Source organism: Porticoccus sp. W117, from assembly GCF_030341905.1.
GTDB lineage: Bacteria > Pseudomonadota > Gammaproteobacteria > Pseudomonadales > Porticoccaceae > SCSIO-12696.
The window spans coordinates 23705-48000 of sequence record NZ_JATAAF010000015.1; the positions used below are offsets into that span (position 1 = coordinate 23705).

At 54.7% G+C, this 24296-nt stretch carries 23 protein-coding genes; 8 read left to right on the forward strand and 15 right to left on the reverse strand.

Annotated elements, in window-relative coordinates; all coding sequences use genetic code 11:
- Window positions 1-36: 36 nt before the first annotated feature.
- The gene (locus tag QSV34_RS10945; RefSeq protein ID WP_289154674.1) at window positions 37-1566 is read right to left on the reverse strand and encodes a formate dehydrogenase beta subunit; all 1530 of its coding nucleotides are present in this window, start codon (window positions 1564-1566) and stop codon (window positions 37-39) included.
- Window positions 1563-2051 carry a formate dehydrogenase subunit gamma gene (locus QSV34_RS10950; RefSeq protein WP_289154676.1) on the reverse strand — a complete coding sequence of 163 codons (489 nt, stop codon included), beginning with the start codon at window positions 2049-2051 and terminating at the stop codon, window positions 1563-1565. Before QSV34_RS10950 ends, QSV34_RS10945 begins: the two co-directional genes overlap by 4 nt.
- A gap of 146 nt (window positions 2052-2197) precedes the next feature.
- On the opposite strand from QSV34_RS10950, the gene hisD reads away from it, so the two are divergent.
- The 4 genes from hisD to QSV34_RS10970 all read left to right on the forward strand — a co-directional run bounded on the left by hisD (window position 2198) and on the right by QSV34_RS10970 (window position 7888).
- Window positions 2198-3541, forward strand: a complete 1344-nt coding sequence (gene hisD, locus QSV34_RS10955) for a histidinol dehydrogenase (protein ID WP_289154678.1) — start codon at window positions 2198-2200, stop codon at window positions 3539-3541.
- Window positions 3542-3840: 299 nt separating this feature from the next.
- Window positions 3841-4947, forward strand: coding sequence for an S-(hydroxymethyl)glutathione dehydrogenase/class III alcohol dehydrogenase (locus tag QSV34_RS10960; RefSeq protein ID WP_289154680.1), 1107 nt, complete (start codon window positions 3841-3843; stop codon window positions 4945-4947).
- A gap of 201 nt (window positions 4948-5148) precedes the next feature.
- Window positions 5149-5988, forward strand: a complete 840-nt coding sequence (gene fghA / locus QSV34_RS10965; protein WP_289154682.1) for an S-formylglutathione hydrolase — start codon at window positions 5149-5151, stop codon at window positions 5986-5988.
- Between the two features lie 61 nt (window positions 5989-6049).
- A complete protein-coding gene (locus QSV34_RS10970) occupies window positions 6050-7888 on the forward strand; it encodes a SulP family inorganic anion transporter (RefSeq protein ID WP_289154683.1) in 1839 nt (612 codons plus the stop codon).
- Between the two features lie 243 nt (window positions 7889-8131).
- On the opposite strand, the gene QSV34_RS10975 is transcribed toward QSV34_RS10970, so the two are convergent.
- Together QSV34_RS10975 and QSV34_RS10980 are read right to left on the reverse strand one after the other, a co-directional pair.
- Window positions 8132-8887 carry a HesA/MoeB/ThiF family protein gene (locus QSV34_RS10975; protein ID WP_289154684.1) on the reverse strand — a complete coding sequence of 252 codons (756 nt, stop codon included), beginning with the start codon at window positions 8885-8887 and terminating at the stop codon, window positions 8132-8134.
- Entirely contained in the window at window positions 8888-9424 is a 537-nt protein-coding gene (locus QSV34_RS10980; protein WP_289154686.1) for a TlpA family protein disulfide reductase, read from the reverse strand.
- A 343-nt stretch (window positions 9425-9767) separates the two neighbouring features.
- On the opposite strand from QSV34_RS10980, the gene QSV34_RS10985 reads away from it, so the two are divergent.
- The 3 genes from QSV34_RS10985 to QSV34_RS10995 all read left to right on the forward strand — a co-directional run bounded on the left by QSV34_RS10985 (window position 9768) and on the right by QSV34_RS10995 (window position 14728).
- Window positions 9768-10349, forward strand: a complete 582-nt coding sequence (locus QSV34_RS10985) for an RNA polymerase sigma factor (protein WP_289154688.1) — start codon at window positions 9768-9770, stop codon at window positions 10347-10349.
- 5 nt (window positions 10350-10354) lie between these two features.
- Complete coding sequence (locus QSV34_RS10990; RefSeq protein WP_289154690.1) at window positions 10355-11443, forward strand: FecR family protein; 1089 nt, start codon at window positions 10355-10357, stop codon at window positions 11441-11443.
- Between the two features lie 141 nt (window positions 11444-11584).
- Window positions 11585-14728 (forward strand): TonB-dependent receptor, encoded by a 3144-nt coding sequence (locus tag QSV34_RS10995; RefSeq protein ID WP_289154691.1) that lies wholly within the window; start codon window positions 11585-11587, stop codon window positions 14726-14728.
- A 58-nt stretch (window positions 14729-14786) separates the two neighbouring features.
- Here QSV34_RS10995 and QSV34_RS11000 read toward each other — a convergent pair whose 3' ends face one another.
- The 7 genes from QSV34_RS11000 to moaC form a co-directional block, all read right to left on the reverse strand.
- On the reverse strand, window positions 14787-15323 hold the full coding sequence (locus QSV34_RS11000) for a TlpA family protein disulfide reductase (protein WP_289154692.1): 537 nt from the start codon (window positions 15321-15323) through the stop codon (window positions 14787-14789).
- 96 nt (window positions 15324-15419) lie between these two features.
- A complete protein-coding gene (locus QSV34_RS11005; protein ID WP_289154693.1) occupies window positions 15420-16637 on the reverse strand; it encodes a molybdopterin molybdotransferase MoeA in 1218 nt (405 codons plus the stop codon).
- Between the two features lie 92 nt (window positions 16638-16729).
- On the reverse strand, window positions 16730-17245 hold the full coding sequence (gene moaB, locus QSV34_RS11010; RefSeq protein WP_289154694.1) for a molybdenum cofactor biosynthesis protein B: 516 nt from the start codon (window positions 17243-17245) through the stop codon (window positions 16730-16732).
- 150 nt (window positions 17246-17395) lie between these two features.
- Window positions 17396-18412, reverse strand: a complete 1017-nt coding sequence (moaA, locus tag QSV34_RS11015) for a GTP 3',8-cyclase MoaA (RefSeq protein WP_502929012.1) — start codon at window positions 18410-18412, stop codon at window positions 17396-17398.
- Window positions 18413-18510: 98 nt separating this feature from the next.
- Window positions 18511-18942 (reverse strand): molybdopterin synthase catalytic subunit MoaE, encoded by a 432-nt coding sequence (gene moaE, locus QSV34_RS11020; RefSeq protein ID WP_289154697.1) that lies wholly within the window; start codon window positions 18940-18942, stop codon window positions 18511-18513.
- Between the two features lie 5 nt (window positions 18943-18947).
- Window positions 18948-19196: a molybdopterin converting factor subunit 1 gene (moaD, locus tag QSV34_RS11025; RefSeq protein ID WP_289154699.1), complete on the reverse strand. Its 249-nt coding sequence runs from the start codon at window positions 19194-19196 to the stop codon at window positions 18948-18950.
- 5 nt (window positions 19197-19201) lie between these two features.
- Window positions 19202-19684 carry a cyclic pyranopterin monophosphate synthase MoaC gene (gene moaC, locus QSV34_RS11030; protein ID WP_289154700.1) on the reverse strand — a complete coding sequence of 161 codons (483 nt, stop codon included), beginning with the start codon at window positions 19682-19684 and terminating at the stop codon, window positions 19202-19204.
- Between the two features lie 81 nt (window positions 19685-19765).
- Here moaC and mobA point away from each other — a divergent pair, with 81 nt between their 5' ends.
- Window positions 19766-20350: a molybdenum cofactor guanylyltransferase MobA gene (mobA, locus tag QSV34_RS11035; protein ID WP_289154701.1), complete on the forward strand. Its 585-nt coding sequence runs from the start codon at window positions 19766-19768 to the stop codon at window positions 20348-20350.
- Here the strand turns inward: mobA and QSV34_RS11040 are convergent.
- The 4 genes from QSV34_RS11040 to msrC all read right to left on the reverse strand — a co-directional run bounded on the left by QSV34_RS11040 (window position 20329) and on the right by msrC (window position 24251).
- Complete coding sequence (locus tag QSV34_RS11040) at window positions 20329-21642, reverse strand: sensor histidine kinase (protein WP_289154703.1); 1314 nt, start codon at window positions 21640-21642, stop codon at window positions 20329-20331. The genes mobA and QSV34_RS11040 overlap by 22 nt on opposite strands.
- A 17-nt stretch (window positions 21643-21659) precedes the next feature.
- Complete coding sequence (locus tag QSV34_RS11045; protein WP_289154704.1) at window positions 21660-22364, reverse strand: response regulator transcription factor; 705 nt, start codon at window positions 22362-22364, stop codon at window positions 21660-21662.
- A gap of 70 nt (window positions 22365-22434) precedes the next feature.
- Complete coding sequence (rlmD, locus tag QSV34_RS11050) at window positions 22435-23796, reverse strand: 23S rRNA (uracil(1939)-C(5))-methyltransferase RlmD (protein ID WP_289154706.1); 1362 nt, start codon at window positions 23794-23796, stop codon at window positions 22435-22437.
- Window positions 23796-24251, reverse strand: coding sequence for a free L-methionine (R)-S-oxide reductase MsrC (gene msrC / locus QSV34_RS11055; RefSeq protein ID WP_289154708.1), 456 nt, complete (start codon window positions 24249-24251; stop codon window positions 23796-23798). Before msrC ends, rlmD begins: the two co-directional genes overlap by 1 nt.
- Window positions 24252-24296 lie beyond the last annotated feature (45 nt).

Sequence of the window (24296 nt, forward strand, 5' to 3'; positions counted from 1 at the left end):
GAGATCGCCGCGCTGCGCTCGCGATGACGGAGGGCGTTATTCAAAATCTTCCCTAAATTGCTGTACTGCACTGCGCACTGGGAACGGTGTCATCCCACCCAGGGCACAGAGTGACGCCACTTCCATGGTGTCACAGAGGTCATTGAGCAGCGCCAGGTTTTTCTCGCGCTCGTCGCCCTCGATAACCTTATCGAGTACTTCGACACCACGAGTGGAACCAATACGGCAGGGAGTGCATTTGCCGCAGCTTTCCTCGGCGCAAAACTCCATGGCAAAACGAGCCTGTTGGGACATATCCACAGTGTCGTCAAACACCACAATGCCGCCGTGGCCGAGCACAGCGCCGATGGCAGCAAAGGCTTCGTAATCCATGGGTGTATCGAATTGGGCTTCGCTCAAATAGGCGCCCAGTGGGCCACCTACCTGTACGGCCTTGATGGGCCGACCGGACGCTGAGCCACCGCCAAAATCGTAGAGCAATTCGCGCAGTGTGATGCCAAACGGCACTTCCACCAGGCCACCCTGTTTGATATTGCCCGCCAGCTGGAATGGCATGGTGCCTCGTGAGCGCTCAATGCCCAGCTCGGCATAAGCTGCACCGCCATTGGCGAGGATATCCACCACAGCGGTCAGCGACAGTACGTTATTGACTACCGTGGGCTGGCCAAACAAACCCTCAATGGCCGGCAACGGCGGTTTAGCCCGCACCAGACCGCGCTTGCCTTCCAGGCTTTCCAGCAGGGAAGTTTCTTCACCGCAGATATAGGCTCCGGCGGCCAATCGCACTTCCAGATGGAAGCGTTTGCCGCTGCCGAGAATGTCGTCACCCAGAAGCTCATTTTGATAAGCGGTTTCGATGACCTGATTGAGGATGCGCTCCGCCAGCGGGTATTCACAGCGCAGATAGATATAACCTTGCTCGGCGCCGACCGCCAAACCGGCGATCGTCATGCCTTCAATCAGTGCGAAGGGATCACCCTCCATGACGAGGCGATCGGCGAACGTGCCGGAGTCACCTTCGTCCGCGTTACAAACAATATATTTTTCGTCATCGTCACAATCCAGCACCGTCTGCCACTTGATACCAGTGGGGAAGCCCGCACCCCCACGGCCGCGCAGGCCGGAGGTTTTCACTTCGTCGACAATAGCCTGGGGTTCCATAGCCAGGGCTTTTTGCAGACCGATAAAACCATCCTGATCGCGATAATCTTGCAGCGACAGCGGGTCGCCAATACCAAGGCGGGCAAACATTCGTCGTTGCTGATTGGCCAGTTGCGGTATTTCTGCCACCGGCCCTTGCCGAAGGGGGTGGTCGCCGCCGTTTAAAAAATCGGCGGCAAACAGGGATTCCACATCACTTGCCTCGACTGGCCCATAGGCAATACGGCCGGCCCCGGTTTCTACTTCAACCAGAGTTTCCAGCCAATACAAGCCGCGGGTGCTGTTGCGCACCAATGCCACTTCGGCACCATGGCGAGCCGCTTGCAACTGAATTTCTGCCGCTACTTGATCGGCCCCCAGGGAGCGAGCGGTGGTGTCGGAAGGTACAAATACGGTAACAGTCATGACGTTACCTCAGACAACAGCTGATCCACTTTGCTCTTATTCATACGGGCGTGAACGCTGTCGCCCAGGCGCACATTGGGTGAGCAGGCGCAGTTGCCCAGGCAATAAACCGGCTCCAGGGTCACTTTGCCGTCGGCACTGGTGCCGTGGAAATCCACCCCCAGCTTTTCTTTGATATAGGCTTCGAGCTCTCGCGAGCCCATGGATTGGCAAGCCTCGGCGCGGCACACATACAGAGTGTGTTCGCCGCCGCGCTCGGAGCGAAAATAATGGTAGAAGCTGATCACCCCGTGCACTTCCGCGCGAGACAGGTTGAGCGCCTGAGCAATCACCGGCACCCCGGCATTGGGGATGTACCCGTAGCGGTTCTGCACGGCATGGAGGATTGGCAACAACGCGCCAGGGCGAACTTTCAGGTCGTCGACAATATCCTGAATATCGCTGAGAGAAACGATGGCTTGCACAGTTACGGCTGGCTCAGGCATTTCTTTGAATCTCGTAGTAGGTAGAAGTAACTTAGCATGTCACCTGGGATCTGCGAAAACCCCACGAATCATAGACTACTGACAGCAGCAGGTATTTCATTCATCATACCGACCTTTATTTATTATCAACCACTTGCGTTTTTTGAATGAACCAAACCATCAAACACCGGGTAAAAACCCACAAGTTATCCGACCTCAGCGAGCAGCAGATCAACACATTGTTGCGACGCACCGAGTCGGATATTGAGCAATTTGTCGAGCAGGTAAAACCCATTGTTGCCGCCGTTAAAGAGCGCGGCGATCAGGCCCTGGCGGATTTCGCCCAGCAATTTGACAAGGCACCGATAACTGCAGACCAGATACAGGTCAGCGAACAGGAATTTGACCAGGCCTTTGCCCAGCTGGACAGCGAGCTGATCGACACCCTGAAATACTCGGTGGACAACGTGCGCCGCTTTCACGAGGCGCAGATGCCGGAGGAAATGTGGCTCAAGGAAATCCGCCCCGGCGCCTTTGCTGGTGACCGCTACACGCCCATTGAAGCAGTGGCCTGTTACATTCCCCGCGGCAAAGGCTCGTTCCCCAGCGTTGCCATTATGACCACTGTGCCCGCAGTGGTTGCCGGTGTGCCCACGGCGGCGATTATCACCCCCCCCGGCCCCGACGGCACTGTGGATGCCGCCACTCTGGTGGTAGCGCGGCTGGTGGGCATCCACAAAGTGTACAAGTGCGGCGGCGCCCAAGGGGTCGCTGCGGTGGCCTACGGCACCGAAACCGTACCCAAATGCGACAAAATCGTCGGCCCCGGCAGCCCCTTTGTCGTGGCAGCTAAAAAGCTGGTGGCAGATGTGCTGGACCCCGGCACGCCAGCGGGCCCCAGCGAAGCCATTGTGCTGGCGGACGAAACCGCCAATCCCAAGCTGGCGGCACTGGATTTGCTGATTGAAGCGGAGCACGGCCCGGATTCATCGGCCTTTTTGGTCACTCACAACGAGCAACTGGCCACCGAAGCTGCCGACGCCATTCAGCAATACTGGGGAGAGATGAGCGAGCTGCGGGTGGACTTTTCATCCACCGTACTGGGTGGTGACAGCGGCGGTATTGTGCTGACAGGCACCTTTGAAGAAGCGGTACAGTTCTGCAACGACTACGCCGCCGAGCACTTGTTGATCCTTAGCAAAGACCCGTTCAAGCACCTGGGCAAAATCAAAAACGCCGGGGAAATTCTGCTGGGGGAATACACCCCTATTTCCATCGCCAACTTTGTTTTGGGGCCAAATGCGGTGCTGCCCACGTCGATGGCGGCCAAAACCGCGTCGCCTCTGTCGGTGTTTGATTTTATGAAAAGCTGTTCAATCGGTTATGTCACCGAACAGGGCTACCGGGAGATGGCGCCCCACACCCACCGTTTCGCCACCTACGAAGGCTTCGATGCCCACGCTAATGCGGTATCGCACTTGAGAGACGAGGCTTTTGACAGTGAAAAATAGGGTCTGTTAACGCTTCATATCCGCCACTGTTGGCGGCTGAAAAGGCGCCCATCTAGGCGCGAGGAGAGTGGTTTGGTCATTCCAAATGAGCGACGAGCAACAACGAGGGGCGCCTTTTCAGCCCCAACCCGAAGGGCTGAGGCTCCTTTCTTAGAAACAGAAAGTGCGCTCCACTGCGTTGTAAATCGCTTATGTAGAATGACTACACGACACTCTTTACGCCTTGTTGAGCGCAAAAATCGCTCTCAGCAGTGGTGGATATGAAACGTTAACAGACCCTAAAGCACGAGGAACTGACCATGAAAACACGCGCAGCCGTCGCTTTGCAGGCAGGCAAACCCCTTGAGGTAATGGACGTTGATCTGGAAGGCCCAAAGGCGGGGGAAGTTCTGGTCGAAATCAAAGCCACCGGTGTCTGTCACACCGACGCCTTCACCCTGTCCGGCGACGACCCGGAAGGGGCGTTTCCGGCAATCCTCGGCCACGAGGGCGCAGGCATTGTTCAGGAAGTGGGGCCGGGGGTTACCTCCCTGAAGCCCGGTGACCATGTAATCCCGCTGTATACACCGGAATGCCGCGCCTGCGATTTCTGCCTGCACCCGAAAACCAACCTCTGTCAGTCGATTCGCGAAACCCAGGGCCAGGGAGTGATGCCCGACGGCACCAGCCGCTTCTCACTGGACGGCAAGCCCATCCTTCACTACATGGGCTGTTCCACCTTTTCCAACTACACCGTATTGCCGGAAATCGCTCTGGCGAAAGTGCGCAGCGACGCGCCGTTCGACAAAATCTGCTACATCGGCTGTGGGGTGACCACTGGCATTGGTGCGGTGGCTTTCACTATGAAAGTAGAACCCGGCTCTACAGTGGCGGTGTTCGGCTTGGGTGGCATCGGTTTGAATGTTATTCAGGGCGCGAAACTGGTGGGTGCCACTCGCATAATCGGCGTCGATATCAACCCTTCGAAAGTGGAGCTGGCGAAAAAATTCGGCATGACAGACTTCGTCAACCCCAACGATGTGGACGATGTGGTGGGCCACCTGGTGGAAATCACCAACGGCGGCGTGGACTACAGTTTTGAATGCATCGGCAACGTCAATGTCATGCGCCAGGCTCTGGAATGCTGCCACAAAGGCTGGGGGCAGAGCTGCATTATCGGCGTCGCCGGTGCCGGCCAGGAAATCGCCACTCGGCCTTTCCAACTGGTTACCGGACGCTCCTGGCGAGGCACTGCATTTGGCGGCGCCCGTGGACGCACCGACGTGCCGAAAATTGTCGACTGGTACATGGATGGCAAGATCAATATCGACGACCTGATTACCCACACCATGCCTCTGGACGACATCAACAAAGCGTTTGACCTGATGCACGCCGGGGAGAGTATTCGTTCGGTGGTTCTGTACTAACCGTCAAACCCAACCCCGTCATCCTGAGCGGCGCAGCCGCGTGAAGACAAATTGGCAGGAAAGCCAATTTGGGCGTCGAAGACGGCTCGTAGGGCCGAACACCAAGGATGGTGTGAGTCAATCTCACAACGATCAACAGGCGAGATCCTCACGTCGCTACGCTCCTCAGGATGACAAATACTGATTTTTCGAGATCATTCAATGCAAAAGATCAGCGAAAACAAACTATTTGGCGGCCAACAGCTGCGCTATCAGCACCGCTCCGACGCACTCAACTGCGACATGATCTTTGCGGTGTACATGCCGCCCCAAGCAGAGCAAGGGCCCGTGCCGGTGCTGTACTGGCTGTCCGGGCTGACCTGCAACGACGAGAATTTTGTTACCAAAGCCGGGGCTCAACGCTACGCTGCCGAGCACGGCATCGCCATCATCGCCCCAGACACCAGCCCCCGCGGTGACGGGGTGCCCGACGACCCGGAAGGCGCTTACGACCTGGGCCTGGGAGCGGGCTTTTACGTCAATGCCACACAAGCGCCCTGGGACAAACACTATCGCATGTACGATTATGTGGTGGATGAGTTGCCGCAGTTGGTGGCCGAGGAGCTGCCACACATCAGTGACAGAGCGGCCATCAGCGGTCATTCCATGGGAGGTCACGGCGCGCTCACCATCGCCCTGAAAAACCCCGGCCGTTTTACCTCCGTTTCTGCCTTTGCTCCCATCTGTTCACCACTGCACTGCCCCTGGGGCGAAAAAGCGCTGGGCAACTACCTGGGCGCTAACCGCGACGCGTGGCAGCAGTACGACACCACCGTGCTGCTGACAAACACCAGCGAACGCCTGCCGATATTGGTGGATCAGGGGAGTGCGGATAATTTTTTGCAGGAACAACTAAAAACCGAGCTGCTGACAGAGGCTGCCGCCGAGGCCAACTACCCCATGGACATTCGCATGCAGCCGGGCTACGACCACAGCTACTACTTTATCGCCAGTTTTATCGGCGAACACATTGCCTTCCATGCCCGACATTTGCAGGGATAGTGTTAGAATCTAACCCTTCGTTTCCAAACGACTTTTCTCACTCCCAGCACAAGGCAAGGACTTGAAAGCAAGGCGCACCTACCTGCGAACCAAGCGCTCACTGTTCAGGGGCATGGATGGCCTGCACGAAAAACTTTTCCCCTTTCTCAGCTGGGGGCAAAATATTTCGCAAAACTCCCTTAAAGCCGACCTGATGGCAGGCGTCACTGGCGCAGTGCTGGTGCTGCCCCAAGGGGTAGCCTACGCGCTGATTGCCGGGCTGCCTGCGGTGTACGGCATTTACACCGCCATCGTCACGCCCATTATCGCCGGTCTGTTTGGCTCCTCCCGACATTTGATTTCCGGGCCCACCGCAGCCATTTCCATTATCGTGATGAAAATTGCCAGCGAACTGGCGGAAACCGGCACGGAAGAATTTGTTGCGGTGGCGCTGACGCTGACCTTCCTCTGCGGCCTGGTGCAGTACGGTATGGGGCTGGCACGGCTGGGGAGCATGATCAACTTTATCTCCCACACGGTGGTGCTGGGCTTTACTGCCGGCGCTTCGCTGCTGATCGCTACCAGCCAGCTGCGGCACTTCTTCGGCATCGACATTCCCAAACAGGCGAGCGTCACCGAAACCTGGATGACCCTGTGGAATAACCTCGGGGGGATCGGTTTCTATTCGGTGCTGATCGCTTTTACCACCATTGTCGCCACCCTGGCCATCAAACAGTACAAACCCCGCTGGCCGAATATGCTGTCGGGCATGGTGATCGGCAGCCTGGTGTGCTGGCTGATTTCCGGCGACGAACACGGCATTGCCCTGGTAGGCGCCCTGCCCCGTTCGTTGCCCACGCTGTCTATGCCCGACCTGTCGGAAGGCACGGTAGCGGCGGTACTACCCGGCGCCATGGCAGTGGCAGTACTGGGCCTGGTGGAAGCGGTTTCCATCGCCCGCGCCATCGGCATTCGCTCCGGCCAGCGCATCAGCGGCAGCCGGGAATTTATCGGCCAGGGGCTCTCCAATATTGTCGGCAGCTTCTTCTCCTGCTACGCCGGTTCCGGCTCCTTTACCCGCTCCGGCGCCAACTACGACGCCGGCGCGCAAACCCCACTGGCGGGGGTTTTTGCCGCCCTGATCCTGATACTGGTGCTGTTGCTGATTCCCGACATCACCGCCTACCTGCCCATGCCGGTGATGGCTGGCACCATTATTCTGGTGGCCTGGAACCTGATCGACTTCCAGCACATAAAAACCGTTCTGAAAAGCGACAAGCAGGAAATCACCATCTTTGTGGTGACCTTTGGCTCCACCCTGTTTGTGGAACTGGAATTCGCCATCTACTTCGGGGTGATCCTGTCTCTGGTAATGTTCCTGCGGCGCACTTCCATTCCACAGCTGGTGGTGGTGGCACCGCGCTCCCACAACGCAGGCACCGAGTTGCGCGGTACCAAGCGCTTTGGGCTAAAGGAATGCCCGCAGCTGAAAATTGTGCGGGTGGACGGCTCTATATTCTTCGGCTCGGTCAATCATATTGTCGGCCGCCTGCAGAGCCTGTGTAACGAAAACACCCCGGAAAAACACCTGATGCTGCTGTGCACCAGCGTCAACACCATCGACTTGGCGGGCATGGAAATGCTGATTCAGGAGAAAAAGCGCCTCAAAGATATCGGCGGCAACCTGTATATCTGCGGCCTGAAAAGCAGCGTGCGCCAGGATTTAACGCACATGGGCGGCATGGAACAGCTGCCCACCGAGCGCTTTACCGCAACACCGGATCTGGCGCTCAATAGCATTGTGCCGATGCTGGAAGCATCAATTTGTGAAAGCTGCGAAAAGCGGGTTTTTAAACAGTGCCCGCAGGTGGTGCAGGAGCCGGAAGAAGATAAATCGGAAGAGTTTAAGTTGACGATTTGACGTTTGACGTTTGACGTTTGACGTTTGACGTAAATGCTGTAGGTCGGCTTTCTTATAGGTGAAGAGTAGCCCGACAACGGTGGCCACCTAAAGCACCGAGAGTGTCGGCCTGAAGGCCGACCTACAGGGTGCTGCGCCAAATTGACTCGCTACATCCTTGTAGCTCGGGCTACGCCCACCTTCGGTGCCCAAATCGGCTATCCTGCCGATTTGTCGTCAAACGTCGAACATCCAACGTCTAACTCAAGCACACACCGGGCAATCCGGATTTGCTGAAAGCGATATTGCCCGCCAGGCAAAACTTTTCCCCTCAAAAATCTGCAGCTGACTAAGGGTCTTTGATTCCACTCCCACGCAGAGCTTGATCGCTTCCAGTGCCATCGCCGTGCCCAATATCCCCACCACTGGGCCAATAATGCCCGCTTCTGCGCAGCTGGCCTGGGCAGTTGGCAGTTGGTCGCCAAACAGGCATTGATAGCAAGGCTGTTTTGCGCCGCCGAGCTGCCCTTTATCACGAAAGTCAAACACCACCAGCTGGCCATCCCAACCTACCGCAGCGCCGAACACCAACGGCACGCTGTGGCGGTGGCAAGCGCGGTTAACCGCCAGGCGAGTGGTGAGGTTATCGCTGCAATCCAGCACCAAGTCCACTTCTGGCACGTAGTAATCAAGCGCCTCATCATCCAGGCGTTCGTCGATGGACTCGACATTGACGTGGGGATTTAGAGTTTCCAGTTGACCTTGAGCACTGTCGGATTTGCTGTCGCCACAATCGTCTCTGCGATACAACACCTGGCGGTGCAGATTGCTGACATCAACCGTATCGCCATCGGCAATCAACAATGTACCAACACCGGCACCAGCCAGATACAGCGCCGCTGGTGCACCCAGCCCCCCGGCACCCACCAACAGCACCCTTGCCGACGCCAGAGCCTGCTGGCCCTGCTCACCAATCTCCGGCAGCAGTTGCTGGCGACTGTAGCGCAGCGCCTCGCTCACTCAGGACGCATCCAGCTGTTGCTGAATCACCTGTTTCAGATGCTCTACTTCCTTTGAGGTGACGCCAAGCTGGTGCACCACAACAGAACCATCGCGGCCGATAATCACACTGCGAGGAATCATCAAGTCTGCGTATTGACTGTAGATGGCTCGGTCGGGGTCGGCAGCAAAAGGCATTGAGTAGCCGTGTTCTTCCTTAAACTCCGCCATTTCGTCGCTGTTGTGCTCGCGACCCAGGTTCACCATCACCAAATCTTCGTGGTCTATCTGTTGGTAAATGTTTTTTTCGAGCTGAGGCAACTTGACCATGCAGGGGGGGCACCAGGTGGCGAAAAAATTCACCAGTATCACCTTGCCTTTAAGGGCTTCGGTATCAATGCCCACACCATCGGTTGTGGTAACAGAGAATGCCGGGGCCGGATCACCGACGCCAACGAGGCTGTGCTTGTCGGTCGACTTGGCACCACAGAGGGCCACCAGGGCCAATGGCACAATCAACAGCCGGCAGGTGCGGGCAATAAATGTTTTGGCAATCATAGTTATATCCTGTGTTGTAACGCGACCGGCTTTAACCCGGATATTTCATCGAAAGGAGAAAAAACGGCGGTAATATCTTTTCAAAAAAGTTATCGAAGCCTTTAACAAGAAATTCCGCGGCGGCGAAATGCTATCAAACTCCAATTTCATTTTCACCCGTTAAACGCCGTCGCGTAGAATCTGATGTCAGCAAAGATAATATCACCAGCAATTTGAGCGTTTTGTTTCTGTCAAAAGCGAACAAACGAACTCACAAAGGCCCATCAATCGCAGGTCGTAAAAAAATACAGGGGAATTACTGCGCTTAACCGTGTTAGTGTCGAGCGAAGAGCCAATGGACGTTATGAGAAAGCAGAAAGCACAAGTCGTCAAACTTCCACCACCAGGAATGAAGACCCGCCCACAAGTACTGGAGCACCTGCACACAGAGCACGGCCCGGCACTGAAAGCATTTTTAGCGGTGAGAATGGGAAGGGGAAACAGCGATATTGAAGATGTCTTTCAAGATGTATTTGTGCGTCTGTCAAATATGCCAGACCTCAATGCTCGCCTGAGCACCGACCAAACCCGAAACCGCGCTTTTATATTTACCATTGCCAACAATCTGGCGCTGGATTTAATCCGCTCCAAACAAGTCAGAGCCCGTTACCAGCAGCGTCAAACCGAATTGGATGATAACGATATCGACCGACAAGAAACCTGTCCGGAGCGCAGCGCTTCGGCCCAGCAAGAGTTGGATCGGCTGAAAAACACACTGATGAAATTGAAACCCGAATGGCGCAAAGCGCTGATTATGCATCGCATAATGCACAACACCTATCAAGAAATTGCCAGCGAAATGGATGTCACCATAAAGCAGGTAGAGTGGTTTTTAAAAAATGCCGTCAGCCGCCTGAATAAAACCAGTATAAGTCGCAGGAAGTGATAAAAATGATGCACAAACGCCACCAAACAACCGACATGGACCGCGCCAACCAAGACGCGATACGACTTATGTCCGGGGAATTAAATGCCGATGAAATCAACTCATTGGCAGACTGGGAAAAACAGTCAACCAGCTATCAACAGCAATTTCTGGAGACTCTGGAGTTATTTTCAGAACTGCCAAAGCTGGCAGAGGATGCGGATGTATTAGCCGCCGCCAGACAGAAAACCAACGGAAAAAAATCCGCAACACCGTCAAAACATCGCAGCATGCAATGGCTGGCCATCGCGGCCAGCCTGTTAATTGCCGCCACCCTGTTTGTGTTGCCTTATGGTGACGATCCACAGGCTGTCTATCAGCCCGTCAAACGATACGTCACCCGTATTGGAGAACAAAAAATGGTGGAGCTGCCCGATGGCAGCCAACTGCACCTGAACACCGGAACCCAGTTGATTGTTGACTATTCCGAACACGCTCGGCGGGTGATTCTGGATCGTGGCGAGGTGTATTTTGACATTGCCTCCGACCCGCTAAGGCCGTTCACCGTCGATCTTAAAAATCCGCATCTGGTAACCGCTCTGGGCACTGAATTCAATATTGAAAAATCCCCGGATAACTACGTCTTGTCAGTGACGGAAGGCGTAGTTTCACTGCACCCAAGTGCCGAAAGAATCGACTTTAACCAACTTCACAAAGGCCCGCCCTTGAGTCCCGAGTCGATGGCCAAAAGCAACTTTACTGAATCCGAACACTTTCGCGTCAAGGCGGGCACCGTCGTAAAATTTGATCAAAACCAAAGAGACTTTAGCGTTCATACCGAAACGGATATTGAGCGCCTGCAAGACTGGCGAGATGGCATTATTTCTTTTCAATCGGAGCCCCTTCACAAGGTGATTTTAGAGCTCAATCGATACTCCGCCAAAAAAATCCTGATCGACGGGAAAAACATTCGGGACTTGGAGATATACGCAGCCATTAAAGTCAACGAAATACACACTGGCTTGAAAGTGATCGAAAAAATACTGCCCGTCAAGACAGTACATTACTTTGACCGAATCGTTATTGTTGAAAAACACAAAAAACAAACCCCTTAAAATTTTACAGGGGTTTTGTCGAGCCTAAACGTGTACCTCTCGCTTTCCAAACGCTCAAACAAATTTTTGGATGCTCAATCCAATACCAAGAAAAGCGTTAAGCGAAGAAGATCAATACACATTATCAAGGTGGGGTAACCTATGAACTGCAACATAAACACGTATCACAAAAGTCGCTTGGCAGCCGCCGTATTTGCCGCAGCAATGGCCTTTTCATCGACATCACAGGCCGATGAAAACAACATCCAGCTGGATATTGAACAACAAAAGATTGACAGCGCCATCATCGACCTGGCCACTCAAGCGAACGTTCATATTGCTTTCCCCAAGTCCCTTGGAAACAACGTTACCCTGCCCGCCATCAAAGGCCGATACACCCTGGACGATGCATTGGAAAAAATGTTTCAGGGCACCGATCTGACCTACGAATTTATCACCGACGATTCGATCATTATCAAAAACCGCAATAGCCAATCGACCGAACAGACCACTGACAAAAAAGAGGCAGACGAAGAAGTGGTCGTGGTCGGCACCCGACTGAAAGGCCACAATCCGGCATCGCCTGTGATCACACTCGACCGTGACGCTCTCAGCAAAGGCAGCTACTCCAGCATAGAAGACGTATTTCGTCGCTTGCCACAAAACTTCAGTAGCATTACCTCGGCGTCCACTGAGCTGGGGCAGGTTGAGACCGGTGAAGCCCGGTTGCTGTCGTCACTCGGCACATCTTCCGTGAACCTGCGCGGCCTTGGCAGTCGCTCTACCCTGGTGCTGATCAATGGCAAGCGCAAGGCATCTTCTGCTGTTGGCAGTGGCAGCTTTACTGATATTTCTTCGATTCCCCTGTCGCAAGTCGAGCGCATAGAAATTCTGACCGATGGCGCATCGGCGATTTACGGTGCCGACGCCGTTGCGGGGGTAGTTAATATTGTTTTGCGTAAGGATTACGATGGTTTAACCATTAACTACCGCAATGAAAAGTCCTTCAGCAACGCCGATCAGGAGCGTTTTTCGGTCGGCTATACAGCCAGTTGGGATAGTGGTTACCTGACCACCAGCGTGGATGCGTCTAAAACCTCGTCTGCCGACATGAACAAGTTCACCATTTCTGGCCCAGGAGGGCTCGGAGACAAAACCCATTTGGGGGGAGTAGACAGCCGCACATACGGCGTTGGCAGTCCGGGCACGGTGTACAATGTTGGCAGAACATTCCCCTCCGGGTTTCAGTTGGTGGGTGATCTGATTGACGGCCCTGAAGAAAATACAAATTCACAGTTTGATGACCGCTTACTGGGCCCTGAGGTTAACAGGAAATCATTGCGCTTTAATGGTGAGCAAGAGCTTGGTGGCGAACATAGCTTGAGTTTTGATGTGGCGGCGACCACCCAAAAAGACGGGCGTACCTGGCACCCTATTTACGATCGCCTTAGTGTTACCCGATTTACTGCCAGGATTAATCCGGACGGCTCCATCAGTCAATTCAACAACCTTGTTCCTATTCCCGAGGACAACCCTCACAACACCTACGGCGAAGACGTTATGGTGGGTTACAGTTTTGAACAAGAACGGCGAGCCATAGAACTCAGCGAAAACAACAAGCTGAATACCTACAACGGTCTGTTTGGCTTATCTGGCAAGCTGCCCTTTGCTGAAGATTGGGACTATAACCTTGACTTCTCTTATGGCAGAGAGAAGGGAGCTGTATCCTCTTTGAGATTTGACAGATTCGACCCGGAAACTGAAGCCAGATTGCCGTCGGTCTGGCAGAGTCTGAATGTGTTTACTGACGGTTCTGATCCCGATGTGATTGCCAGCAACGTCGAATTGCTGAGGACGTTGATATCGGAAGATAAACGCTGGGAGTATGAATCTCAAAACTATGGGATTGAAGGCAATATTGGTGGCACGCTGTTTTCACTGCCAGCCGGTGATGTGCAAATGGTGGCGGGTTTTGAAGTTCGCGAAGAAAATCATCAACTGAACTCGACGTTGGAAGTTGATAGCAACAACTCGGTGAAGGTGGTGTACGCCGAAATGGGCCTGCCATTATTGGCTGATCTGCCCGCCATCAAGAACCTGGACTTGACCCTGGCAGCTCGCAGTGAATCTTTTGATGTGGACGGCATCAGCCAGGCTCGAAATTCAACGTCGGTTGTTCCTGTTGATTTTTCTCTTTCTGAGCTACTGGACGGCCTTGAATTTGGTGAGGGTTCGGATTTCGGCCCACCGCAGAGAGACAAGTCATCGTTTAGCCACACCTCACCAAAAATTTCGTTGAACTGGCAGGTTAACGACGATCTTCGTCTGCGTGCAAGCTGGGGAGAATCCTTTTTGGCACCAAGAGCCAGCCAAATGTATGGTGAGAAATCCGTCTCCTCAAGCAGGTCATTTATCCGCAATATTGACTTCAGCAACAGCAGCATTGACAGGCCAACAGAGGTTTTGAGGCTCAGTGGCCCCAACTCGGGACTGCAACCGCAAGAAGCCACGACCCTGACTTACGGCTTTGATTACACCCCGTATTGGATCGATGGGATGACCTTTGCTGCCACCTATGGCAAAACAGATTTTAGTAACTATATTACGTCACCCCAGTACGGCGGCAATTCCCTGCAAGAAATGATAGATGATTTCGAGTCATTTAGAGGCCGTTTCTTTTACACCAGCCAGACCGCTGATGGCGAAGACATACTGGTGTACGAACGCCGCAGGCTGAACGTGGCCGGGCGCACGTCAAGAACCATTGACTACCGCATCAGCTACGACCTGCAGACCGAATCAATGGGAAGTTGGTTGTTTGATTTAAACGCCGTACAAACCCTTGAAGTAACGCAACAAGACAGCGTATTTCTTGATCCGAGAGAAATTGCAGGTACTAGCAATGGGCCCAGCAGATGGGTATCGAATTTCACCACCAGCTGGACTTATGGCGACTACAATGTGACCGCGATTGTTAACTATTCCTCCAGCTACAGTGTCGTCAACCCGCTATCAGCAAGTTTTGGCCGAATTATCAAAGACTCTGAAAGGGCGCTGTGGCCAAATGGAATTAACCCGAATCCGCAAGAGCGTGCCGAGCCTTCAACGTTGCTGGACCTGCAAGTCTCTTACCAGCCCGCAGCAGGATCGGGCTGGCTGGAAGGTAGCCGGATCTCCCTTGGCGTTCAAAACGTACTCAATACCAGGCCTCGATTTGTGGATAACGAAGATGGCTTTCTTGCCAACCGCTACAACCCCAGAGCCCGCGTTCTGCAACTGGACGTTCAAAAATCTTTTGACTTTTAAAGCGCTATAAAACCAAAAGGGATAATAAAGGCGGCTGTAGCACAGCCGCCTTTATTATTCAGGACGCACCCAGTTGTTGCTGAATCACCTGCTTCAGGTGTTCCACTTCTGCCGGGCTCGAACCCTGCTGATGCAACACAATGTTGCCATCGCGGCCAATCACTACACTGCGGGGAATCATTTTTTCCGCGTATTGGCTGTAGATAGCACGACCGGGATCAGCAGCAAATGGCATGGCGTAACCGTAGTCGGCTTTAAACTCTGCCACTTCGTCGCTGTTGTGCTCACGACCCAGATTCACCACCACCAAATCTTTATGGTCAATCTGCTGGTAAATGGTCTTGTCGATCAGCGGCAGCTTGGCCCTGCAGGGAGGGCACCAGGTGGCGAAGAAGTTCACCAACACCACCTTGCCTTCCAGTGCTTTGGTGTCAATGGCTGCACCATCTGTAGTGGTGACAGCAAATGCAGGGGCGGAATCACCGGCACCAACACGGCTGTACTCATCGGGCAGTTTGGCACCACTGAGAGCCACCAGCGCCAGTGGCACAAATAACAGCTGACAGGTGCGACTAAAAAACTTTTTAGCAATCATGATTTTATCCTGTGTTGTTACACGACCCGCTTTAGAGCAACGGATGCCGGAAAAGTGCCATTATGGTGTGCCTGTATTGTCGGCAACAACCAGTTGCTAGAACAAACTCTCCAAAGCAATCACGTCAACAACGTCGCCAACGACAACTGTTTCATTTACCAGCACTACCACCAGCACCTCCGCGCGGCTGATGGATGTGAGCACACCGGAGCTTTGATTTTCCAGAGGCACTGCGGTCAGTTCACCGTCGATAATTTCCAGGTTGGCGCGCAAATATTCTTCGCGCTTGCGAGGCCGTGAAAACTCAAATCCAGCCTTCACCGCAAAGCGGCGGGGCGCGCAAAAATTACTTCCCTGCAAGACACTCAGGTAGGGGCGAGCAAATAATGCAAAGGTGACAAACGCCGATACAGGGTTACCCGGCAAGCCAAAAAACGGCGTGTCGCATACACTGCCAAAGGCCAGCGGCTTCCCTGGCTTGACGGCGATCTTCCAGAATTCCTGGCGACCCAGTTTGGCCAACACGGGTTTGACGTGGTCTTCCTCCCCCACGGAAACCCCGCCTGTGGTCAACACACAATCGGACTCGGCAGCGGCGCGGCGCAACAACGCTTCGATTTCTGCCGGGTCGTCCTTGGCGCGTCCCAGGTCTATGACTTCTGCGTCCAACCCCTGCAGCAAAGCTGCCAGCAAATAACGATTGGAGTTGTATATCTGCCCCGGCTGCAGTTCCACGCCAGGCTCAATCAGTTCATCGCCAGTGGAAACCACAGCTACTTTCAGGCGCCGATACACCGACACTTCAGCAATACCAACAGACGCCAGCAGACCCAGTTCCGGAGCGCGCAAACGCTGGCTTTTGTGCAGTAGCACTTCACCGCTGACAATGTCCTGCCCCATAGGGCGCACATTATCGCCCGCACCATCGGAAGGCGCTTTGTGAATGGTGACTTGCCCTCCCCCATCTACGTAAGTGCAATTTTCCTGCATGACCACGGTGTCCGCACCGACAGGAATTTCGCTGCCGGTAAAGATGCGCGCTGCGGTACCCGGCTGCAGCGGCTGCGGCGCCTGCCCGGCGGGGATGCGTTGGCTCACCGGTAGCGTGCCACCTTCAACCAGGTCAGAAAAATTAAGCGCAAAGCCATCCATCGCAGAGTTGTCGGCGGGGGGCACATTAACGGTGGCGACCTGATCAGCCGCCAGCACCCGATTGTGGGCTTCAGTCAGAGAGACCGTTTCAATGTCATCGATGGAGCTGACGTGTTGTTGCAGGTGGTTAAGTGCTTCGGCAACAGTGAGGAAGTTTGACATGAGGGGGTCTCTTGTTACGGAACGCTGCAATCTTCTGACGTTAGCAGCAGTCTGCTGAAGATCGCCGCGCTGCGCTCGCGATGACGGAAAACTTAATTGTGACCGTGTTTACCCAATAGGGTACCGACAAAATTACAGGGCTTGGTGCGGGCATCCAGCTGTTCGCGAACAATCTGTTCCCAGCCGGTGCGACAGGCGTTATTGGAGCCGGGCATACAGAAAATCAGCGTATTGTTGGCGAGGCCCGCCAAGGCGCGGGATTGCACGGTAGAGGTACCAATCTGCCCCAAGGAAATGTGCCGAAACAACTCACCAAAACCTTCAACGGTTTTATCAAACAAGGGGGCTACTGCTTCCGGCGTGGAGTCGCGACCGGAAAACCCGGTGCCACCGGTCGTCAGCACCACATGCACATTTTTATCGGCAATCCACTGAGAGAGTCTGGCGCGAATCTGGTAAATATCATCAACCACAATATCCCGGTCAACCAGCTGATGGTTGGCTTCGGTTACGCCGTCCGCCAATAGCTGGCCGGACGTATCGGTATCAGGGGTGCGGGTATCGGAGATGGTTAATACGGCAATATTCAGGGGAATGAAGTCGGGCATTTTTTGTTGGCCTTACAGTTTTTCATTGCGTCATTCTGAGGGAGCAAAGCGACCGTGAGAATCTCTTTCTATTAACATTTCGCCTAATTCAAGTCAGGATATCCTCACGTCGCCTGCGGCTCATCAGGGTGACAGGCGGGTAGACAAAGCCTAACCACCTGTCATATTCATAAACCGCACAATTTGCGGTTCGTCATTCAAGTCAAAGTAATGCCGTTCCGGCTTGCGTGAAATGGCATCGATAATTTCCTGTTTCAGGCGATCCATATCTCCGGGATAGCGGCGCACAACGGCGCGCAGATCGGCAGAGTGTTCATTGCCCAGGCACAGCAGCAGGCGGCCTTCGGCAGTGAGGCGCACCCGGTTGCAACTGGCGCAAAAATTGTGGCTGTGAGGGGAGATAAAACCGACTTTGGTATCGTCGATCCCCGTCAATCGATAGTAGCGCGACGGGCCGTTGGTAGTTTCCGTAGTGGGAAATAGTGAATAACGTTGCTCAAGAATTTCCCGCACGTCATCGCTTGAACAGTAACTCAGGGCACGGTCGTGATTGACATTACCCAAGGGCATCTCTTCGATAAAGCTGACATCGATGCCCCGCTCTATGGCAAACGCCACCAGGTCGAGCACTTCTTCTTCGTTGTGGCCACGCATAATAACCGCATTGATTTTCAGCTTTTTAAAGCCTGTGGCAACAGCGGCATCAATTCCGGCAAGCACCTTACTGAGGTTACCGGTGCGGGTGATGCGCTTGAATTTTTTGGCGTCGAGACTGTCCAGACTGATGTTGATGCGCTGCACACCGGCGGCTTTCAGTGCCGGTGCCATTTTGCCCAGTTGGGAGCCATTGGAGCTAAGTGTAAGTTCCTTGAGTTTCGGCAGCGCCCCCAGCGATTCGATCAATTGCTGGCTGTCGTGACGAATCAACGGCTCGCCGCCGGTAAGACGAATTTTCTCCACCCCCAGTTCACTGAAGGCGCGGGCGATAAAAGTAATTTCTTCGTAGCTGAGAATCTGCGCTCGCGGCAGGAAGGTCATGTCTTCCGCCATACAATATTGGCAGCGGAAGTCGCAGCGATCAGTTACCGAAATGCGCATATAGTCCACCCGCCGACCGAAGGGGTCGATCAGCTGTATGGGAAATGCTTGTTCAGTTTCAGTTTTCATCATTCCGCTTCCGTTATCGCGAGCGCAGCGTGGCGATCCAGTGTCTTTAAACTTGTGAGATCCTCACGGTCGCTACGCTCCCTCAGGATGACAGTGTGTTAATCCCAGCGCTTTACCTTTTGGTTATCACTGTCCTTCGCTTCCACCCAACGCTCACCATCTTCGCGAATTTCTTTTTTCCAAAAAGGTGCGCGGGTTTTTAAAAAATCCATAATAAATTCACCGGCGGCAAACGCCTCGCTGCGGTGGCCGCTGGCTACGCCCACAAACACAATTTGTTCGCCGGCGTCGATGCGACCAATGCGGTGAATTACTGTGACCGCTCCCAAGGGCCAGCGCTGTTTTGCTTGGATGACAATATCTTCCAGCGCGCACTCGGTCATACCGGGGTAGTGTTCCAGGTGCAACGCCTGTAGATCATTTTCCTGACGCACACAACCACTAAAGGTCACCACCGCGCCGCAGTCCCTGTCGCGCAACTTCTGGTATTCGGTGCCGATATCAAAGTCGTCAGTTTGTACCTTTATCACTGTATTTAACCGCCAGTGACGGGCGGAAAGAAGGCCACTTCATCGCCATCATTTACTGCGGTATCGGCAGTGGCCATCTGCTGGTTAACCGCTGCCAGGTTGCGGCCATCCAATAGCTGTTGCGCCCACACCCCGCCGCGCTCTGCCAGCAGCTCGCGCAATTCAGCAACAGTGCTCACGTCTTCCAGTGTCAGTTGCTCGCCGTCGCAGTTCAACTGGTCGCGCAACGCGGCGAAATATTTCAGTTCAATCATTTTGCCTACTCTGTATCGTCGCGACGCCAATCGCCGGATTTACCGCCGGCTTTTTCCACCAGGCGCAGGTTGTCGACACTCATGCCTCGATCCACCGCCTTGCACATATCGTAAATGGTCAGCGCCGCTACCGATGCGGCGGTAAGGGCTTCCATTTCCACACCGGTCTGGCCACTGTTCTTGCAGCGCGCTTCCACCCGCAGGCAATCATCGCCGATGGGTGTAATGTCCACCTTGACCGAGGTCAACATAATCGGGTGGCACAGCGGGATCAGTTCCCAGGTGCGCTTCGCCGCCTGAATACCAGCAATGCGGGCCACCGCCAGTACATCGCCCTTTTTGTGTCCGCCCTGCAGAATCAGTTCCAGGGTGTTTGGCTGCATACGCACAAAAGCCTCTGCCACACCCAGGCGCTGGCTGTCTGGTTTGTCGCCAACATCCACCATATGCGCTTGACCGGAGTCGTCTAAATGGGTCAGTTTGTTCATAATTCCGCTGTCACTGAAAGATAGTGCTAAAAGTATAGTTCTGAGAGATAGTGGATTACCTTAGACCGTTGGGGGACGCTCTTGCAACACAGCAAACACCTTCTCACTGGCGTTATTCTGGCAGGTGGCCAGGGCCGCCGCATGGGTGGTTGCGACAAGGGCTTGCTGACGGTCAACGGTAAACCACTGGTACGCTACGCCGCCGACAACCTCCGCCCCCATGTGAGCACTATTCTGGTAAACGCCAACAGCGGCCATGAGGATTATCAAAAACTGGGCTTTGCGGTGGTTGACGATGGCGAGTACGCCCACCGCGGGCCGCTGGCGGGTATATTGGCCGGGGTTCGGGCCGCTACCACGCCTTATATCGCCATCAGCGCTTGTGATCAGCTGGCCCTGCCGGCTGAGGTTTACCCGCAGTTATTGGATGCCGCCCAAAACAACGATAACGGTTTGGCCGTTGCCAGGGACTCTGAACGTTTGCACCCCACCTGCGCGGTAGTGGCCACTGGCGCAGCTCCCTCACTGGAAAGTCATTTGCAGCAAAATCAGTTGCGGGTGGGGTTATGGTTTCAACAGCAGGGGGCCACAGAGGTGTGTTTTGCGGGGGTGGATTTTCACAATATCAACACCCCGGAAGATATTCAGCGGGCCAAGCCGTCGTAAGGCAGTTCGATAGATACCAGCAGCCCGCCTCTGGGGCGATTCTGGGCTTTTACTTCACCACGCATCTGTTGCACGGCCTTGTGGGTAATGCTCATACCCAAGCCGTAACCCTCTTTACTGTTGTAGGCCTTGGCGCGGTAGAACGGAGTAAATATTTTCTGCAAATCTTCCGCTTTCATGCCCGGCCCGCGATCCGCCACCGTCAACACCAGCTTGCGGCGACCATAACTGATTTCGGTGTCTACCGGCTTGCCCTGGCCGTACTTGAGGGCATTTTCGAGTATATTTTTGTAGGCTTTTTCAAATTCGCCAGCAGGTAATTCGACGCTTCTGGGGCGCCCGGAAACTTTCATGGCAATCTGTTGCTCGCTATCCAGAAAACGCGCGTCGGCGACTATCTTTTCTACCATTTGGGTCAAGTCGCAGGGCTCCCATTGGAGCACCTCCTCTGCACCGGACTCCGCTCTGGACAGGGTGAGAATTTCGTCGATCAGGCGATTGAGCGCGCCGCACTCCTGTTCCAGGCGGTCGTACATATCATTGTCGATGCCTGCGGATTGAGCCTCGCAACGGGCCAGTTCGCCAGCGACCTGAAGGCGCGCCAGGGGGGCGCGGAGTTCGTGAGAAACGTCGTGCAGTAACTGCTGCTTGCTGTTGACCAGATTCTGTACATGATCCGCCATATCGTTGAATGAACGGGCCAGGCTGCCAAATTCATCCTGGCGGCGGGTGAGTTTGCGATCCAGGCGGGTATCCAGCTCACCGGCACCCATGGTATCGATGTGCGAGCGCAGCTGTTTTACCGGGCGAATAACCACCAGCGCCAGAAACACACTGAACAGCCCTGACACCAGCAGGGTCAACAACCAGCGTGGCAGCGTAACGTCGAGAATGGCCAGGTAGACGCTGGGCCAGTACACTCCTTCAAGGCTGGGAATTTGTACCTGGTAGCTGCGGCCACTGCCGGATACGTATTCAAATGTGTGCCAGCGCTCAGAATCGCCGCTGTCTTCCAGGCCGTAGATCATGGTGGCGGTGTCGGATTCAAACACCTGCATATGGAGGCTGTAGTTGTAGGGTATGCGGCCACCGTAAAGATCGCGCCAACCGCCAAAATTTTCGTATTGGGCAATCAATCCTTGTAATTCAGCCCGGTGGCTCTGTTTCCACTCCTCCCGGTAGAGTTGCTTGAGCTGTTCCATGTACAGCAACCCGGAGCTGGAAATCACCACCAGAGTACTGGTGACCCAGAGCACCAGAAAGATTTTCCAGAAAACGCTGCGGATATGCATAGAGTGGCCTGTTTACACTAGCTCTCTGCAATCATTTGATAGCCAACGCCGCGCACGGTTTTTATCAGTTCCTGATCTGCAAAGAACTGCCGCAATTGCTGACGCACCCGGCTGACGTGCACGTCGATGCTGCGATCGTAAGGGGTCAGTTCCCGGTGCAGCACTTTGCGAGTCATGTCTTCCTTGCTGACAATGCTGCCGGCGTTTTGCATCAACATGGCCAGCACTTCAAACTCGGTACCGGTTAGCTCCAGGTTGTTGCCGTCAAAGGTAATGGCGCGGCTGCCCATATCCAGTTCCAGGCCGTGGAGGCTGACTTGGGAGGCCACAACCTCCTTTTTCTGAGCTTGGCTGCGACGCAGCACCGCATTGATGCGGGCCAGCAGTTCGCGGGGGTTGCAGGGCTTGCCCAGATAATCGTCGGCGCCCATTTCCAATCCGAGAATGCGGTCTACTTCTTCGCCGCGGCCGGTGAGCATTATCACCGGAGTGCTGATACGGGCACGTAGTTGCGGCAACAGTTCCAGGCCGGTCATACCGGGCATCTGAATATCCAGCACAATCAGATGAAAATCACTGTCCAGTTCCAGCTTTTTCAAAGCGTCAGCACCGCTGTGCACCGCCTCGGCAACAAAACCGTTTGCCTTCAGGTAGGTGGCCAACAGGCCGGTGAGATCCTGATCGTCATCAATCAACAGGATTCTGCTTTTGGCATTACTCATAAAAACCACTCCCATGGATATTGGGAACGATGATACCCAGTTCTTTAACGAACCGCACTATCACCTTACTTTACGCTTTTTTCAGTAGCACAAGTGCCTCAAGGTGCGCCGTCTGAGGAAACATATCTACCGCCGCCACTGACTCCAACTGATAGCCAAAATCGTTCACCAATACGCCCAGATCACGGGCCAACGAACCCGGATGACAAGACACATACAGCAGCTTTCCGGCACCGCTGGCAGTCACCAGCGGCAACACCTCACGGGCACCGGAGCGCGGCGGATCCAGCACCACTACATCGTATCGAGCCTTGCCCCAGGGCCGGTGGCGCTGGCACTGGCTGAGGTCCGCCACATGGAATTCCACATTATCGATACGGTTGGCAGTGACATTGTTGCCAGCCAGGTCAATGGCGGTTTGACTGCCTTCCACGCCCACCACAAAGTCCGCACGACAGGCCAGTGGCAAAGTGAAATTGCCCAGGCCACAAAACAAATCCAACACCCGTTCGCTGCCATTGAGCTGCAACAGCTGCAGCGCCTGATCTACCAATTTATTGTTCACCGCGCCGTTCACCTGAACGAAACTTCCCGGCGTCACCTGCAGCGATACATCATCACTGGCGACACGGTAGCTAAGCGACTGAGCGGGCTCAGACAAAGCTTCCAGTGTGTCGGTTCCCCCTGATTGGCGATACAGTTGCAGCTGCCTATCCCAGCCAAAGGTTTGCAGCCTGAGGCGATCCTGCTCACTCAACGACCCCAGCATATGCACATTGACAGCGTTACCAGAATCCATCGCCAACAGTTCAATCTGGCGCACCCGCTCGCGCCCATCGAGGCTGGCGACCAGCTCTGCAAGAGGCTGGATCAGCTGATCAAAAGGCGGCGCCAGAATCGGGCATTCGCTAATAGCCACCAATTGCTCGCTGCCGGACTCCCGAAACCCCAATTCAGCGCAACCGGCCTTTTTCAGCCAGCGCACCGCCAGGCGGGCACGGCGCCGGTACTGCCATGGGTGGTCGGCAACCACCGGCAACACATGGCGCGGCGTCACACCACCGATGCGTTGCAGGGTATCCAGCAATAATTGCTGTTTGTGGTGGCGCTGAGCGCCACCGTCAAGATGTTGCAACTGACAACCTCCGCAGCGCCCGAAATGGCGGCAACCGGGTTTAACCCGCTGCTCAGAGGGGGAAATAAGTTGCTGGGCTATCGCCACATCGAATTTGCCGCGCCGTTGGCGATAACGGGCCAGCACCCGCTCCCCCGGCAATGCGCCGCTGACAAACAGGGTACGCCCCTGATGGCGGCAAACCCCTTGGCCGTCGTGATTGAGATCGACGATATCCACCTCAACCGGCGGCGGCAGCTCCTGCGCTACAGGCGCCTGCCTGCGACGCCGATTACCGGGGCGTTGCGAGCGCGCCATCAGCCTGGGTAGACCTTGGCAAGCAATGCCGCCAGTTGTTCCATACCTTGCTGATCCGCCTCACTAAAGCGACCAAATTGAGGGCTATCGATATCCAGTACCGCCACTACCTGATCGTTGTTGGCGATGGGCACCACCAACTCGGAATTGGACGCCGTATCGCAGGCAATATGACCATCGAACTGATGCACATCGGCGACCCGCTGTGATTGGTTAGCCGTTGCGGCAGTACCACACACACCGACACCCATGGCAATACGCGTGCAGGCGGGTTTGCCTTGAAAAGGCCCCAGTACCAATTGATCACCGCGGCGCAGGTAGAAGCCCACCCAGTTGATATCTGGTAGGCTCATCCACAGCAGTGCCGAGGCATTGGCCAGGTTGGCAATCCAATCCGACTCGCCTTCCAGCAAGCCCTGTAATTGCAATTTCAGTGTGTCGTAGCAGACAGTCATAATGCTTTACCGGCAAAAGGCGGCAGTTTACCCGATTGGGCCATC